A 16,894-nucleotide genomic window follows, 5' to 3' on the forward strand; every position below is an offset into this window, starting at 1 on the left:
CCAGTACTTGTCTCGACACTGGTTTGTGAACACAAGATGTTGTGGTCGATATCAGGTAGGCAAGTTAACCCCCACATCGCTGGTTGTAAAGTCCCATGACGGCATTCGGCCGAATGGAACCGTGACGCCGCGCGCCGGTCGAACCAACGCCGCTTTCACCGCCTGAGGAGGATTCCATGTTGCAGCTGCCTTCGCGCCTTGTGCCCCGGCTGACCAGCCTGCTGGCGGTGGTGGTCGTCGCCTTCGGCAGCGTACCGAGCGGCGGCCGTGCAGCCACCTTGCCGGCCTCGGTCGGCGGGCAGCCGCTGCCGTCGCTGGCGCCGATGCTGACGCGGGTGACGCCGGCGGTGGTGAACATCTCCACCACCACGCGGGTGCCGGTGCGCGATGCGTATTTCGACGACCCGATGGTGCGCCAGTTCTTCGGCCTGCCGGCGACGCCGCGCGAGCGGGTCGAGCAGAGCCTGGGCTCGGGCGTGATCGTGGACGCGGCGAAGGGCTACGTGCTGACCAACAACCACGTGGTCGGCGGCGCCGACGACATCAGCGTGACGTTGCAGGACGGGCGCACGTTCAAGGGCAAGCTGATCGGCACCGACCCGGCCACCGACGTGGCGGTGGTGCAGATCCCGGCACAGGACCTCAAGGCGCTGCCGCTGGCCGATTCCTCCGCGCTGCAGGTGGGCGACTACGTGGTGGCAGTGGGCGACCCGTTCGGGCTGGGCCAGACGGTCACCGCCGGCATCGTCTCGGCGCTGGGCCGCTCGGGGCTGGGCCAGAACTCATCGGGTTCGGGCGGCTATCAGAACTTCATCCAGACCGACGCCTCGATCAACCCCGGCAACTCCGGCGGCGCGCTGGTCAACCTGCGCGGCGAACTGGTCGGCATCAACACCATGATCTTCTCGCCCTCCGGCGGCAACGTGGGCATCGGCTTCGCCATTCCCAGCAACCTCACCAGCGAAGTGATGGCGCAGCTGCTGGCGCACGGCAAGGTGCAGCGTGGCAGCCTGGGCGCGCAGACCCAGGCGATCACCCCGCGCATCGCCCAGTTGCTGAGCCTGAAGGACAGCAACGGCGTGGTGGTCACCGGCGTGGCCGACGGCTCGGCCGCCGCGCACGCCGGCCTGCAGCCGGGCGACGTGCTGACCACGCTGAACGGCAAGCCGCTGCGCAGCGTGCAGGAACTGAACAACGCCGAGGGCCTGCTGCCGCTGGGCAGCACGCTGCGGCTGGGCGTGCTGCGCGAGGGCAAGCTGCGCGAGGTCAGCGCCACGCTCACCGCGGAGAAGCTGGCCAGCGTCGACGGCGGCCAGCTCGACCCGCGCCTGGCCGGCGTGCGTTTCAGCGAACTCAGCCAGAACCAGCGCAACCAGGGCTGGTATGGCGCGGCAGTCAGCGCGGTGCAGCCGGGCAGCCGCGCCGCACGCGCCGGACTGAGCACCGACGACGTGGTGATCGGCGTGGGCAACCAGCGCATCACCAGCCTGCACATGCTGCGTGGACTGGCCGGCGTGAAGCCGCGCCAGCTGGTGCTGGTGGTCGCCGACGACGACGGCACGCGCTACGTGGTGGTCAACTGATCCGCCCGCGCAAACCAGTCAGGCGAAAGCGTGGCCGGGATCGCCCCCTGGCCGTGTCCCGGCGCACAGCTTGAGCGTCTGCTTTCGCGCAAACCCATGAAAGTGCTTGATGTTCTGCATTCAGGCCGATGAAATATCCTCATCGCTTCATCTTGCGTGCGCCTGCGAGGCACCATACTTGCGCGTTCCCATCCACACCCAACTCATGCCGGGGCTCCCCATCACCATGTCCGTCCGTCTTGCCCGCCTGTTGTCCGTCGCCCTGATCGGGGCCTGCCTTGCCACTCCCGCGTTCGCCCGCAGCAAACCCAAGGCGCACGCCAGCGCCCCCGCCAAGAGCAGCCTGATCTGGCGCGGCGATGTCGCCACCGCGAACGGCGTGGTCAATGAAGTGGCGAAGGCATGGGAGAAGAGCGGCCACGGCCGGATCGAGTTGCAGCCGTTCAACACCGCCTCGGGCATCGACGCGGTCGCCAGCGGCACCGCCGACCTGGCCGGCAGCGCACGCCCCAGCGACAACAGCGCGCAGAACGCGAACCTCACCTTCACCCCTGTGGCCTGGGACGGGCTGGTGATCATCACCCAGTCGTCCAACCCGGTCCGCAACCTCACCCTGAAGCAGGTGCACGACATCTACTACGGCCGCATCCACAACTGGAGCGAGGTCGGCGGCAACAACGCGCCGATCGACGTCTACGCGGTGGCCAGCCCCGGCGACGGCGTGGAATACAGCCTGCGCAGCCTGCTGTTCGGCCGCGGCAACCAGCCGGTGGCGGCGCCGCGGCTGTACGTCAACACGCGCAAGCTGGAAGAAGGCATCGCGCTGAACCCGAACGGCCTGGGCGTGGCGATGCTCTCCGGCATCAGCGGCAACCCGCAGCTCAAGGCAATCCCGATCAACGGCAAGTCGGCCACCGCCGCCAACATCGCCGATGGCAGCTACCCGCTGTTCACCCCGCTGTACCTGGTGACCAACCCGCGCAGCCCGAAGGCCGCCCAGGCGCAGGCCTTCATCGACTTCCTGCAGACCGAGCCGGCCAAGGCCGCCATGCGCAGGCACGCGGCGCTGCCGTACCAGGACGGCAGCGCACTGGCGTCGATGGACGACGCGCGCCGCAGCCGCATCCTCGCTGAAGTCGGCGCGCGCCCGGTGCGGGGCACGCCGGTGTCGGCACCGGGCGCCACCTACGCGGCACGCGCCGCGATCGCGCCGACCTCGCCCGACACGCTGGCGGCGCGGCAGGCGCTGGAGCAACGTCGCGCCGACGCCAGGGATACTGCCCGCCTGAGCAAGGTCCAGGGCAGCGTGAGCGACGTCACCACCACCGACGTGGCCCATGCGGACGGCAGCGCCATCACGGTTGGCCGGAACACCGGCAAGGACTTCGGCAAGGTCCGCGCGGACGCCAGCCAGGCTGCGACCAGCTACAAGGTGGCCAAGGGCGACACGCTGTCGACGATCGCCAAGCGGCATTCGGTCGAGGTGGCCCAGCTGCGCGAGTGGAACCACCTGAAGAACGACCAGATCAAGCTGGGCCAGGTGCTGCACATCCGCAACCGCTGAGTCATGCGTGCGGGCGTGCCGATCCTCGCGCTGACGCTGGATCTCGACGACACCTTGTGGCCGGTGCTGCCGGCGCTCGAACGCGCCGACCAGGCGGTGGACGCCTGGCTGCGGCAACACCACCCCGACGTCGCCCGCGCGTGGCCGATCGCGGCCATGCGCGAACTGCGCCTGCAGGTGGCCGCCGAGCGGCTGGACCTGGCGCACGACTTCACCCGCCAGCGCCAGCTCACCCTGCAGCAGGCTTTCGCCGCCTGCGGCGTCGACGATGCGCCGATCGCGGCGCTGTGGGAAATCTACTTCGCCGCACGCAACCGCGTGGAGCTGTATCCGGACAGCCTGCCCGCGCTGGAACGGATCACCGCGCGCTGGCCGCTGGCCAGCCTGACCAACGGCAACGCCGACCTGCAGCGCATCGGCATCCACGCGCACTTCGCCCACCACGTCTGCGCGCGCGACAGCGGCGTGGCGAAGCCCGACCCGCGCATCTTCCTGACCGCCGCCGCACGGCTGGGCGTGGCGCCCGGGCAGATCCTGCACGTCGGCGACGATCCGGCGATGGACATGGCCGGCGCCCGCGACGCCGGCCTGCGCACCGCCTGGATCAACCGCGACGGCCTGCCCTGGCCGGCCGAACTGGGCCCGCCGCCCGAGCTGGACCTGCGCGACATGACCGCGCTGGCCGACTGGCTCGACGCGCATGGCGCCCGCTGACCAAAGGACCATAGGCAAGCTGCGCGCGATGCGCGCATCATTGGCGGCTCATCGCCCATGACGCGGCACACCGTGCCGCCGCAAGCCCGAAGGATCCCGCATGTCCGCCCTGATCGAACGCCAGTCCGGCAACCGCCGCAGCATCGCCATCGAGACCACCGATGCCGCGCACTACGCCGCGACCCGTCGCCGGCTCACCGCGGCGCAGCGGCGCTGGCTGGCCGACAGCGGCTTCGAGGCAGCGTCGGGCACGTACGCGTTGCTGTCCGATGCCACGGGCAAACTGGTGCGCGTGCTGGCTGGCGTCGATCCGCGCGAGCCGCTGGCGGCGCTGGCCGCGCTGCCGTGCAACCTGCCCGCGGCGACCTACCATCTCGCCGATGAAGGCGTGCTCGCCGATCCGGCCCAGGCCGCGCTGGGCTGGGCGCTGGGCGCCTACCAGTTCAACCGCTACCGCCAGCCGAAGCGCGCGCCGGCCCGGCTCGTCGTGCCGGCCGCCCAGCTGCAGCAACTGGCGCCGCTGGTCGAAGCCACCGCGCTGGTGCGCGACCTGGTCAACACGCCGACCGAGGACATGGGCCCGGCGCAACTGGCCGACGCGATCAAGCAGCTCGGCAAGACGCACAAAGCGAAGGTACGCGACTGGGTCGGCGACGAATTGCTCGAAGCGAATTTCCCGACCATCCACGCGGTCGGCCGCGCCAGCCATCGCGCGCCGCGGCTGGTCGAATTGAGCTGGGGCAAGCCAAGCGATCCCAAGCTCGTGGTGATCGGCAAGGGCGTGTGCTTCGACACCGGCGGGCTCGACCTGAAATCGTCCGACGGCATGCGCTGGATGAAGAAGGACATGGGCGGCGCCGCGCACGCGATCGCGCTGGCCGGACTGGTGATGCAGGCGCGGCTGCCGGTGCGCCTCACCCTGCTGATCCCTGCGGTGGAAAATGCCGTGGCCGGCAATGCGCTGCGCCCGGGCGAGGTGGTGGTCACCCGCGCCGGCCATGCGGTGGAGATTGACAACACCGACGCCGAGGGCCGCCTGGTGCTGTGTGACGCGCTGGCTTACGGCGCCGAGCAGCAGCCGGACCTGATCCTCGACTTCGCCACCCTCACCGGCGCCGCCCGCGTGGCGCTGGGTCCGGACCTGCCCGCGCTGTTCGCCAACGATGAGGCCGCGGCCGCCGGCGTGCTGGCCGCCGGCCGCGCGGTCGACGATCCGCTGTGGCAGCTGCCGCTGTGGCGGCCGTACCGCCGGATGCTCGATTCGTACCTGGCCGACTTCGCCAACGCCGGCCCGTCGCGCCATGCCGGCGCGATCACCGCGGCGCTGTACCTGGAACGCTTCGTGCCGGACGGCACGCCGTGGCTGCACCTGGACACCTACGCCTGGAACGACGCCGACCGCCCCGGCCGCCCGCGCGGCGGCGAGGCGATGGGGCTGCGCGCGACGTTCGCGTTCCTGCAGCAGCGTTACGCTGGCTGAGCCGGCAGCATGACCTTTGGCGTTGTCGCGCCAGGGTGAAAGACTGCACCCTGCGAAATCCCTCTCCGCCGGAAGCGTCCCCATGCCTCTTCGCCCGCGCCTGCTCACCGCCTGCATGGCACTCGGCCTTGCCGCCTGCACCGGCGTTCCCGTCGCCAAAACCGCGACCGCCACCCAGCCGGCACTCACTGCGCAGACGCTGAACTCGGGCGGCGTGATGCCGGCCGAGCAGGCGCGCGTGCACTTCGACCACGCCGAGCTGCATTTCGCGGTCGACCCGGCCACGCAGAGCATCGACGCCAGCGCGACGCTGAGCTTCACCGCGAAGTCCGCCACCGACACGCTGCTGCTGGACCTGGACCGCAACCTGCCGATCAGCGCGATCGAGCTGGGCGGCCGGCCGCTCGCCGTCAGCGCGTGGAGCAACCCGGACGGCCGCCTGCGCATCCAGCTGCCCGCGCCGCTCGCCGCCGGCGGCAAGGTGCGCGTGACGATCCGCTACGGCGGCAAGCCGCACGTGGCGAAGAAGGCGCCGTGGGACGGCGGCTTCGTGTGGAGCCACACCGCCGACGGCCAGCCTTGGGTGGCCAGCGCGGTCGAGGGTGAGGGCTGCGACCTGTTCTGGCCGTGCATCGACCAGCCGCAGGGCGAGCCCGACCTGGTCGATACCTGGATCACCGTGCCGAAGACGCTGGCCGCGCCCGGCAACGGCATGCTGGTCGGCATTACCGACGCGGGCGACAGGCACACGTACCACTGGCGCGCCAGGCACCCGAATACCTACGCGATCTCGATCAACATCGGCCCGTTCGACGAACTCAAGGCGGACTACAAAAGCCGCTACGGCAACACCATCCCGATGCAATTCTGGTACCTGCGCGGGCACGAGGCGCAGGCCAAGGCGCTGTTCGCCGGGTTCCCGCGCATGCTGGATTTCTTCGAGCAGCAGATCGGCCCGTACCCGTTCGGCGACGAGAAGATGGGCGTGGTGGAGACCCCGCACCTGGGCATGGAGCACCAGACCCTCAACGCCTACGGCAACCGCTACCGCCTGAATGGCTACGGCTACGACAGCCTGCTGCAGCACGAATTCGCCCACGAGTGGTTCGGCAACCAGCTGACCAACGCCGACTGGGACGACATGTGGCTGCACGAGAGCTTCGGCACCTACATGCAGCCGCTGTACAGCCAGTACCTCAACGGCGACATGGACTATTTCAGTTGGCTGCACGAGCTGCGCCTGAAGCTGCGCAACCGCCACCCGATCGTCTCCGGCAACAGCCGCACCGAGGAGCAGGTCTACGACGAACAGGCCGGCCCGGGCCAGGACATCTACAACAAGGGCGCGCTGATGCTGCACACGCTGCGCCAGCTGATCGGCGACCGCGACTTCTTCGACAGCATCCGCCGGCTGGTGTATGGCCGCCCCGACCCGCAACCGGGCAACTTCAAGCCGCGCTACGCCAGTACCAACGACTACGTGGCGATCGTCGACCAGGTCACCGGACGCAAGCTCGACTGGTTCTTCAACGTCTACCTGCGCGACGCCGCGCTGCCGCGGCTGGACGAGCAGCACGTGGGCGACACGCTGAAGCTGCGCTGGGTCACCGAACGCGGCAAACCGTTCCCGATGCCGGTCGAGGTGCAGGTGGGCGACGCCGTGCACACCCTGCCGATGAGCGACGGCAGCGGCCAGCTGCAGGTGCCGGCCGGCAGCCTGCTGATCGTCGACCCGCGCTCGAAGCTGCTGCGCGAGATGCCGCACGTCGAGGCCTACCAGCAATGGCTGAAACAGCAGCGAGCGGCGTCGCGCGCGGCGAAATAATCCGACCGCAAGGCCACGCGTCCCTATAATCGGCGCACGTCCCGCTACGGATCCTGCCGATGCAGCCGCCCCTTGCCGTTTCCGCCGCGTGCCGCGAGCAGGCGCTGGCCGCCTGGCAGCGCGGCGATGCGGCGACCGCCGAGCAGGCCTTCCGACGGCTGCTGGAAGTCCTGCCGGACGACGCCGAAGCGCTGCAGTTCGTGGCCACCTGCGAACTGGGTCGGGGCGATGTCGAGCGTGCAATCGCCCTGCTGACCGCGGCGCATCGAGCGCAGCCAGAGGACGCCGCCGTGCTGCACCGCCTCGGCGAGGTGCAGATGCTGGCCGGCGCACACCAGGCCGCCGCCGACAGCCTGCACCAGGGCCTGCAGCTCGCACCCGGCATGTTCGTGGCGCGCCTGCGCCTGGGCGTGGCGCTCGAACAGCTGGGGCGCCGGCACGAGGCCATGCTGGCCTACCTCGGCGCATTCGACGCCGCGCAGGCGCAGGGCCGCTGGCTCAGCGACGACACCACCGCGCCGGGTCTGCGCGAGGCTGTGAAGCATGCCGCGCGCTTCGTCGCCGCCGGCCGACGCGAACTGTTCGACGCGGTCATCGAGCCGCTGCGCCAACGCTACGGCCGCTCCGAGCTGGCCCGCGTCGACCAGTGCCTGGCGATCTACCTGCACGAGCGGGCGGCAGACCTGCCGGACCCGCGCCAGCGCCCCACCTTCCTGTATTTCCCCGGCATTCCCAGCCGCACGTTCTATCCGCGCGAGCGCTTTCCGGAGCACGCACGACTGGAGGTGGCCGCCGGGACGATCGGCGAGGAGCTGCGCGACGTGCTCGCCCAGGACGATCTGGTGCCGTTCCTGGGCACCAATGCCAGCGGGGAACTGCTCGATTCGTCCGGCACGCAGGGGCCGGCCTGGGATGCGTTCTTCTTCTACCGGCACGGCCTGCGCCACGACCTGCACTGCGCCCGCTGCCCGCGCACCAGCGCGATGCTGGACTCGCTGCCGCTGGTGCGGGTGCGCGAGCACGCGCCGGAGACGCTGTTTTCGGTGCTGCGTCCGGGCACGCACATCCTGCCGCACCGCGGTGTCACCAACACGCGCCTGGTCACCCACCTGCCGCTGATCGTGCCGCCGGACTGCGCCCTGCGCGTGGGCGGCGAAACCCACGTGTGGGAGCAAGGCCGCTGCGTCACCTTCGACGACACCTTCGAGCACGAAGCGTGGAACCGCAGCACGCAGACTCGCGTGGTGCTGATCCTGGACAGCTGGAACCCCGACCTCAGCGAGGCCGAACGGGCGGCGGTGACCGACCTGGTCGCCGCCATTGGCGACTTCAACCGCGAAAGCGGGACGACGCCTGCCGCGCCACCCCAGTCCTGAGCGCTCGCGGATTGACCGCCGACTGCACAGACGGTAGTGGTGCGCCGGGCCATTACTGGGAGTAGTCTCTTGCCGGCTGGGCGCCGCGGGCGGTTGTCGTGGCGTGTTCCAGTGTGTACCGGGAGAGGCACGGCAGGTTCGAAGGCTGGGAACGCAGCACATAACAACATCCAACGGGGAGACCACATGAAATACGGCATGAATCACTTGTCACTGGCGGTGCGACTGGCCTTGACCGCGGGCGTCTTTGCCACCGCGGGCGTGGCCCAGGCGCAGGCACCGCAGGCGGACAACCCGACCTCGACGGACCAGGCCACGCCGCCGTCCAAGAGCAAGGCCAAGAATCTGGAAGCGGTGGTGGTGACCGGCTCGCTGATCCGCCGCGTGGACGTGGAGACGGCCAGCCCGGTGGTGACGCTGGACCGCGCGGCCATCACCAACTCCGGCAAGCCCGTGCTGGGTGACGTGCTGCAGCAGATGCCGAGCATTTCGGGCAACGCGACCAACCCGCAGAACAACAGCAACGGCGGCGGCGTCGCCAGCCCGCTGCTGGAAGCCGGCGACGGCGCCTCGCGCGTCTCGCTGCGCGGCCTGGGCATCAGCCGCACGCTGGTGCTGGTCAACGGCCAGCGCATGTCCAACCCGGACATCAACCTGATCCCGCCGGACATGATCGAGAAGGTCGACGTGCTGGCTGAAGGCGCCTCCACGGTGTACGGCTCCGACGCGATCGGCGGCGTGGTCAACTTCATCCTGCGCAAGGATTTCAAGGGCGCCCAGTTCAGCCTGAACGACGGCATCTCCAGCCACGGCGACGCCCAGCGCCGCGGGTTCAACCTCACCGGCGGCATGACCGGCGAGCATTACAGCCTTGCCGCCGGCCTCGACTACAACAAGTACGACGCCACGCTCGCTGCCAGGCGCAAGTTCTCCAAGCAGCAGCTGTACCTGTCCAGCGGCTCGGTCATCCCGGCCGGTTCCAGCTCGATCCCGACCGGCCGCATCCAGGTGCCCGGGTCGATCGCCGCCCAGTACGGCTGCACGCTCAATTCCAGCGGCTACGCGCAGGTGACCCTGGCCACGGGCAACGGCTCCTCGCTGGGCGACTACCGCTGCCGGCTCGGCTCGGATACCTTCAACTACGCCGCGCTGAACTACATCCAGACCGCGCAGAAGCGCACCAACGGCTTCGTGCTCGGCAGCTACGACTTCACCGACAACCTGACCGGCTTCGTCAATGCGTTCTACAACCACACGGTATCCAGCGGCCAGGACGCGCCCTCGCCGGTCGGCACCGGCGACGGCCTGATCATCTCCTCCAGCAACCCGATCAATCCGTTCGGCATCACCTTCAGCCAGAACCCGGTTCCGGGCGACCCGAACAGCGGCTACAACTTCCAGACCCGCCTCACCGGCGCCGGCACCCGCGTGCACAGCTACACCACCGACACCTCGCAGATCAACGCGGGCCTGCGCGGCAATTTCGGCCAGGAAAGCAGCTGGAACTGGGATGCGTCGATCAACTACAGCCACACCAAGCGTGACCAGCGCGACTCCAACGAGGTGGACATCCCGGCGCTGCAGGCGGCGGTCGACGGCGGCGCCAACATCTTCGACCAGGCGAATGCCGGCAACGTGCTGAGTGCCGGCGTGAAGACGCCGATCTACATCTACACCCAGTCCACCAAGCAGGCCCAGTTCGACGCCAACGGCGAGCTGTGGGACCTGCCCGCCGGCGCGGTGCAGCTGTCCGCCGGCGCCCTGTACCGCAAGCAGTTCATGAACTACACGGTGAGCGACTTCGCCGTGCTCGACCCGACCACCACCACCTGCCAGATCCTGCAGGAAGCCTGCGGCTCGCCGGGCCGCGGCAGCTTCAACGTCAAGGAGGTCTACGCCGAGACGCTGATCCCGCTGCTTGCCGACCAGCCATGGGCCCACTCGCTGAACCTCGACCTCGGCGTGCGCTCGTCCAACTACAGCACCACCGGCACCACCACCAACGGCAAGATCGCGATCGAGTGGCGTCCCATTGCCGACCTGCTGGTACGCGGCACCATTTCGCAGGTGTTCCGCGCGCCCAACCTCAATGAACTCTACGATGGCCGCACCCTGGTCCAGCCCAACCTGAACGATCCCTGCGTCGGACTCACCGCGGCCGAACTGGCGGCGCATCCGGCAGCCTGCCAGTTCGTTCCGGTGAACTGGGCCGGCAACTCGCCGGCACAGGTCAACACGTTCTACTCCGGCGCCGCCACCGTCGGCGCGACGCTGAAGCCGGAAAAGGGCAAGTCCATCAACCTCGGCCTGGTCTACGATCCGGACTGGCTGCCGGGCGTGTCCACCAGCCTCGACTTCTGGCACATCTATCTGTCCGACACACTGACGGCGATCCAGGCCGATACCGTGGTCAACTCCTGCTACAACAATGCCAGCAGCCCGTACTGCTCGTTCATCCATCGCGAGGACAGCACCAGCCGGCAGCCCGGCCAGGTGTTCCTGATCAACACGCCGGTGGTCAACCTGGGCAACCTGAGCACCACCGGCATCGACTACACGCTGCGCTACAAGATCCCGCATTTCAACCTGGGCAGCGTGGACCCGGGCAACTTCCGTGCCGGCCTCAGCACCAGCTACACCTCGACGTACAACGTCAACGCCACACCCGGCGAGCCGGGCGCCCAGACGGTCAACTACGCCGGCACCCTCAGCCCGCAGTTCGGCAACATCTCGCGCTGGCGCGGTACGGTCACGCTCAACTGGGAGAAGGGCAACTGGAACGCCCAGTGGCAGTCGCGCTACATCAACAAGCTGACCGCGCTCAACGCCGATGCCGCCATCTCCGGGGTGAACATTCCGGTGGCTTCGGTGATCTACCACTCGATCCAGCTGGGCTACGCGGTGCCGTCGATCCACACCCGCTTCGACGTCGGCGTGGACAACATCATGGACAAGGCGCCGCCGCTGGTCTACCAGAACGGTGCGAACTACAACGTGGACACCGCCACCTACGACGTGCTCGGCCGCTACTACTGGGCGCGGGCGACGATCAAGTTCTGATCGCCTGAGCAAACCGGCAGCAAACGGGAGGGCCGCGAACATTCGCGGCCCTCTTGCATAATGGGTCACGCAAGACCATCCACGGAGTAGGCATGCCCACCGCGAGCACGGACCTGGCCGGCGTCATGGCTGGCGCCTGGAACGCCGGCGAGCCGGAGCGGGTGATCGCCCTGGCCGGGCAGGCCACGCCGTCGCAGCAAAACGAGGAAGGCGTGCTGCTGCTGCTCGGCCTGGCGCAGCAGGCCACCGCGCGCCTGGCGCAGGCCGCTGCCACGTTCCGGCGGCTGGCGCAGCGGCGGCCGGACGTCTCGGCGTACTGGAACAACCTGGCCGTGGTCAGCCGCCAGGCGGGCGACCTGGCCGGCGCCGAGCAGGCCCTGCGCACCGCACTGGCGCTGGCGCCCGATGATGCCGAAGTGCACTACAACCTGGGCCTGCTGTATACGCAGCAGCAGCGCTGGGTGGATGCCCGGCAGGCCCTGCTGGACGCGGTGGAACTGAGCCCGGCATTCATCGAGGCCCGGCTGCAGGCGGCCTACGCCTGCCATGTCTGTGGTGACAACACCCAGCAGGAAGCCATGCTGCACGGCGCCGGCGACTGGCCCGCGCAACCGGCCGAACAGGCCCTGCTGCTGTCCGCCATGTTGTCGGCACAGGGCCAGCCGGACGCGGCGCTGGCTGCGCTGGCGCTGGCAACATTGCCCGCCGGACCGGCAGCCACGGTCATGCGCCTGCGCATCGCCGCGCAGCGCGTGCTGCTGCACGAAAGGAACAACCGCCTCGACGCGGCACGCGACGAGCTGCGGCAACTGCCGCTGGACGCGCTCGAAGCCCTGCCGGCGGACGCCCAGCAAGCGCGCGCCGACGGCTGGCGCGCGCACGCCGCGCTGGCGATGCGCGCGGGGGCCCCGGCCGAGGCCGCGGCGCTGTACCAGCGTGCGCTCGACGGCGCCGTCGACGCCGAAGCCCGCGCCAACGCCGCCTTCGGCCTGGCCGCCGCCTGCGACCGGCAAGGACGCCATGCCGAGGCATGGCAGGCCTTGCAGCAGGCACATGCCGTGCAGCTCGAAACTGCCCGCCACGTGGTGCCCGAACTGCTGGCGACCGACAGCCAGCCGCTGCAGCTCGGCGGCGAGGCAGCCGGCCAGTGCGCTCCGCTCGACTGGCCACCGCTGTGCTCACCCGACAGCCGGCACAGCCCGGTCTTCGTGGTCGGCTTCCCCCGTTCCGGCACCACCTTGCTGGAACAGATGCTCGACGCCCATCCGGATTTCCAGTCCATGGACGAGCGCGCCTACATCCATGAGCTGATCGAAGGCATGGAGCTGACGGGCCAGCGCTACCCGGCGGACCTGGCCACGCTGAGCCAGCAGGACGCCGACCAGCTGCGCAGCCTCTATTGGCGCCGGGTCGCCGGGGTGCTGCCGGAACTCGGCGAACGCCGCCTGGTGGACAAGAATCCACTCAACATGCTGTGCCTGCCGATGATCATGCGGCTGTTCCCGCACGCGCGCATCATCCTGTGCCTGCGCCACCCCTGCGATGTGCTGCTCAGCTGCAGCATGCAGCCGTTCCGCTCGCCGGCCTTCATGGTGCTGTGTTCGTCGCTGCAACGCCTGGCACAGGGCTACGTGCACGCCTTCGAGCAGTGGTCGCACGACGTCGAGGTGTTTGCGCCGCAGGTGCTGGAGTGGCGCTACGAATCGGTGGTCGGCCGGTTCGACGAACAGGTCGCGCGCCTGGGGCAGTTCCTCGAAACCGCCGACGCGTCGCCGATGGCACGCTTCGCCGAACACGCACGGCACAAGCGTTTCATCAGCACGCCCAGCTACGCGCAGGTTACCGAAGGCATCCACCGCAAGGCGGTCGGCCGCTGGCAGAACTACCGCGAGCAGTTCGAACCGGTGCTGCCCGTGCTGCAGCCGTGGATCGATCGCCTCGGCTACACCGTGTAGCCTGCCCGCAGAACAAAAAAGGCAGCGCCATGCGCTGCCTTTTTTGTTCTGCGGGAACCGGTTGCTCAGTGCGTGCCGCTGCTCGTTGCCGACACCGGCGTTGAAGTGCCGGCGACGGTGTTGGGCGAGAACTTGCCGCCGTAGGGCAGCACCTCGCTGGCCAGCTTCGGATCGGCCTTGATCATGCCGATCGCGTCGAACAGGATGTGCGCGGTCTCGTTGAGCTGCACGTCCTTGGCCTTCTTCGCGTCCTTCTCCTGCTTCAGCTCGCTCTTCAGGCTGCGCTCGTTTGCGTTGAGGCCGTCGTCGAGGCTGCTCGCCTCGTCGGCGAGCGAGGCGTCGGTGCCGTCGATGGCCTTGTGCCGCGCGCGGAAATCGGCCTGGATCGCCTCCATCTGCTTGCGCTCGACTTCGCGCGTGGCGAAGTTCAGCGAGACCGAGGTCTTCGCGCGCATGGTGCGGTACTGCGCCAGTTCGTCCAGCATCAGCTTCCACGCCGGCGAATGCGCCACGCGCTCGGTGTGCAGCTGCTGCAGCTGCGGCAGGTAGGCGTTGAGGTTCGCCACCACCTGGTAGTTGGCCGGCGCGATCTGGGTCCACTTCAGCGCGTTTTCGTAGGTCGACTCGCCGAAGTCCTTGTCATCGCCGTTCTTCGGGAACTCGATGTCCGGCGTCACGCCCTTGAGCTGGGTGGAGCCGCCGTTGATGCGGAAGAATTCCTGGATGGTCATCTTCAGCTCGCCCAGCTGCGGCTTCTCGCTGTCGCTCTGCGAGAAGCGGTCGAGGTCGACCAGGTTCTGCACGGTGCCCTTGCCGAAGGTCGGCTCGCCGATCACCAGGCCGCGGTGGTAGTCCTGGATCGCGGCCGAGAAAATCTCCGACGCCGACGCCGTGCCGCGGTTGACCAGCACCGCCAGCGGCCCGCTCCAGGCCATGCCGGGGTCGTCGTCGCCCTGCACCTCGACCTGGCCCTTGGAGTCGCGCACCTGCACCACCGGGCCCTTGTCGATGAACAGGCCGGTCAGCGAATTGGCCTCGGCCAGCGAGCCGCCACCGTTGTTGCGCAGGTCCACCACCACGCCCTGCACGCCCTCGTGCTTCAGTTCGCCGAGCAGTTTGGCGACGTCGCGGGTGGCGCTCTTGAAGTTCTTGTCGCCGGCGCTGCGCGCGCCGAAGTCGGAGTAGAACGCGGGCAGGTCGATCACGCCGATCTTGCGGGTGACGCCGCCGTCCTTGATCTCCACGATCTTCTTCTTCGCCGCCTGCTCCTCGATGCTGACCTTCTTGCGCACCAGGCTGATGACCTCGTGCTTGCCGTCCAGGCCGACATCGGCGGGCAGGATCTCCAGCCGCACCACCGTATCCTTCTGGCCACGGATCAGGTTGACCACGTCGTCCAGGCGCCAGCCGATCACGTCGACGATCGGGCCGTTGTCGCCCTGGCCGACGCCGACGATGCGATCGCCGACCTGGACCTTGCCGGACTTGGCGGCCGGACCGGCCGGCACCAGCTCGCGCACCTGGGTGTAGTCGTCACGCGGCTGCAGCACCGCGCCGATGCCTTCCAGCGACAGCTTCATCGAGATGTCGAAGTTCTCCGCCGCGCGCGGGCCGAGGTAGTCGGTGTGCGGGTCGGTGGTCTCGGCGTAGGCGGTCATGAAGGTCTGGAACGCGTCCTGACCGTCAAGCTGCCTGATGCGCTCGATGTAGGCGGCGTAGCGCTTGTCCAGCGTCTTGCGGATCTCGGCGTCGTCCTTGCCGGCCAGCTTCAGGCGCAGCCAGTCGTTCATCGTGCGCTTGCGCCAGAGCTGGTCCAGCTCGGCCTGGTCCTTCGGCCAGTCGGCGTGCTCGCGATCGAACGTGTAGCTCTCGTCGGCGGAGAAGTCGAAACCCTGCTTGAGCAGGTTGCGCGCGTAGGTCATGCGCTCGACCGCGCGCTGCACGTACAGGTTGAACACCGAGAACGGCGCGGACAGGTCCTGGTTCCAGATGGCGTCGTCGAGCTGGGTCTTCAGCGGCGCGAACTTCGCCATGTCGGCCTGGGTGAAGAACACCTTCTCGCTGTCCAGCAGCTTGAAATACGCCTTGTAGATACGCGCCGACATGGCGTCGTCGAGCGGCTGCGCGTCGTAGTGGAAACGGGTCAGGAAGCGCGCCGACAACTGCGCGGCCTGCGCTTCCTCGGGCGTGAAGGTGAGCGGCCAGGTAGCCGCCTTGCGGGCCTTGCCGGCGCCGAGGTCGGCGGCCGACTGCGCAAGCGCGCCCGTCGCGGTGAGGGCAAGCAACAGGAACAGCGCGGGACGGAATTTCATGGAGGCTCTCAGGCTGACTCGGTGACACCGGCTGCATGGGCCTGCAGGTCGGCGTGGTAGGACGAACGTACCAGCGGGCCGGAGGCGACGTGATGGAAACCCATCGCCTCACCGGCTTCGCGCAGCATGTCGAATTCTTCGGGCGTCCAGTAGCGCACCACCGGGTGATGGTGCGGCGTGGGCTGCAGGTACTGGCCGATGGTGATCATCTCGACGTCATGGGCGCGTAGATCGCGCATCGTCTCCAGCACCTGCTCCATCGTCTCGCCCAGGCCCAGCATGATGCCGGACTTGGTCGGTACCTGCGGGTGCTGCGCCTTGAAGCGCCTGAGCAGGTCCAGCGACCACTGGTAGTCAGCGCCCGGACGCACTTCGCGGTACAGGTGCGGCACGGTTTCTAGGTTGTGATTGAACACGTCCGGCGGGAATTCCTTGAGCACTTCCAGCGCTCGTTCCATGCGCCCCTTGCCGCGGAAATCCGGGGTGAGGATCTCGATGCGGATGCTCGGGCTGGCGTGGCGCGTGGCGCGGATGCAGGCGGCGAAGTGCTCGGCGCCGCCGTCGCGCAGGTCGTCGCGGTCGACCGAGGTGATCACCACGTATTTCAGCCGCATGTCGGCAATGGTTTCGGCCAGCCGCGCCGGCTCCAGCGGATCGGGCGCCACCGGGCGGCCATGCGCCACATCGCAGAACGAGCAGCGGCGGGTGCACACCTCGCCGAGGATCATGAAGGTGGCGGTGCCCTTGCTGAAGCATTCGTGGATGTTCGGGCAGGAAGCTTCCTCGCACACGGTGACCAGCGAGTTCTCGCGCAGGCGCGCCTTCAGCTGCTGCACGGCGTTGCCCTGCGGCAGGCGCACGCGGATCCAGCTGGGCTTGCGCAGGGTCGGCACGCTGGTGTCGAAACCGGCGCGGTTCAGCGCGATCTTGTCGTTGCCGACCTGCTTTTCGCCCGCAGGCGCGCCACTGACGACGGCGATCGGGATGACCTTGGGGGAAGAGGTGGAGATTTCGCTCATGTAGAC

General features: G+C 68.8%; 10 protein-coding genes. 8 read left to right on the forward strand and 2 right to left on the reverse strand.

Annotated features, from left to right (window positions below; translation table 11 throughout):
* The first annotated feature begins 176 nt into the window (after window positions 1–176).
* From IMW82_RS09070 to IMW82_RS09105, 8 genes are all read left to right on the forward strand, one after another.
* Window positions 177–1,583 (forward strand): Do family serine endopeptidase, encoded by a 1,407-nt coding sequence (locus IMW82_RS09070; protein ID WP_108470323.1) that lies wholly within the window; start codon window positions 177–179, stop codon window positions 1,581–1,583.
* A 226-nt stretch (window positions 1,584–1,809) separates the two neighbouring features.
* Window positions 1,810–3,147: a substrate-binding domain-containing protein gene (locus IMW82_RS09075; RefSeq protein ID WP_108470322.1), complete on the forward strand. Its 1,338-nt coding sequence runs from the start codon at window positions 1,810–1,812 to the stop codon at window positions 3,145–3,147.
* Window positions 3,148–3,162: 15 nt separating this feature from the next.
* Window positions 3,163–3,861, forward strand: coding sequence for an HAD family hydrolase (locus IMW82_RS09080; protein WP_108470502.1), 699 nt, complete (start codon window positions 3,163–3,165; stop codon window positions 3,859–3,861).
* Between the two features lie 100 nt (window positions 3,862–3,961).
* Entirely contained in the window at window positions 3,962–5,341 is a 1,380-nt protein-coding gene (locus tag IMW82_RS09085; RefSeq protein WP_108470321.1) for a leucyl aminopeptidase family protein, read from the forward strand.
* 82 nt (window positions 5,342–5,423) lie between these two features.
* Window positions 5,424–7,166, forward strand: a complete 1,743-nt coding sequence (locus IMW82_RS09090; protein ID WP_211004341.1) for a M1 family metallopeptidase — start codon at window positions 5,424–5,426, stop codon at window positions 7,164–7,166.
* Window positions 7,167–7,225: 59 nt separating this feature from the next.
* Entirely contained in the window at window positions 7,226–8,542 is a 1,317-nt protein-coding gene (locus IMW82_RS09095) for an aspartyl/asparaginyl beta-hydroxylase domain-containing protein (protein ID WP_211004342.1), read from the forward strand.
* A gap of 198 nt (window positions 8,543–8,740) precedes the next feature.
* On the forward strand, window positions 8,741–11,602 hold the full coding sequence (locus tag IMW82_RS09100; protein ID WP_211004343.1) for a TonB-dependent receptor: 2,862 nt from the start codon (window positions 8,741–8,743) through the stop codon (window positions 11,600–11,602).
* Window positions 11,603–11,694: 92 nt separating this feature from the next.
* Window positions 11,695–13,557 (forward strand): sulfotransferase family protein, encoded by a 1,863-nt coding sequence (locus IMW82_RS09105; protein WP_211004344.1) that lies wholly within the window; start codon window positions 11,695–11,697, stop codon window positions 13,555–13,557.
* A 65-nt stretch (window positions 13,558–13,622) separates the two neighbouring features.
* Here IMW82_RS09105 and IMW82_RS09110 read toward each other — a convergent pair whose 3' ends face one another.
* Complete coding sequence (locus IMW82_RS09110) at window positions 13,623–15,869, reverse strand: carboxy terminal-processing peptidase (protein WP_108470317.1); 2,247 nt, start codon at window positions 15,867–15,869, stop codon at window positions 13,623–13,625.
* Between the two features lie 8 nt (window positions 15,870–15,877).
* A complete protein-coding gene (gene lipA / locus IMW82_RS09115; protein ID WP_211004345.1) occupies window positions 15,878–16,888 on the reverse strand; it encodes a lipoyl synthase in 1,011 nt (336 codons plus the stop codon).
* Window positions 16,889–16,894 lie beyond the last annotated feature (6 nt).

Origin of the sequence: Rhodanobacter sp. B2A1Ga4, assembly GCF_018101315.1 — a bacterium.
GTDB classification, from domain to species: domain Bacteria; phylum Pseudomonadota; class Gammaproteobacteria; order Xanthomonadales; family Rhodanobacteraceae; genus Rhodanobacter; species Rhodanobacter thiooxydans_A.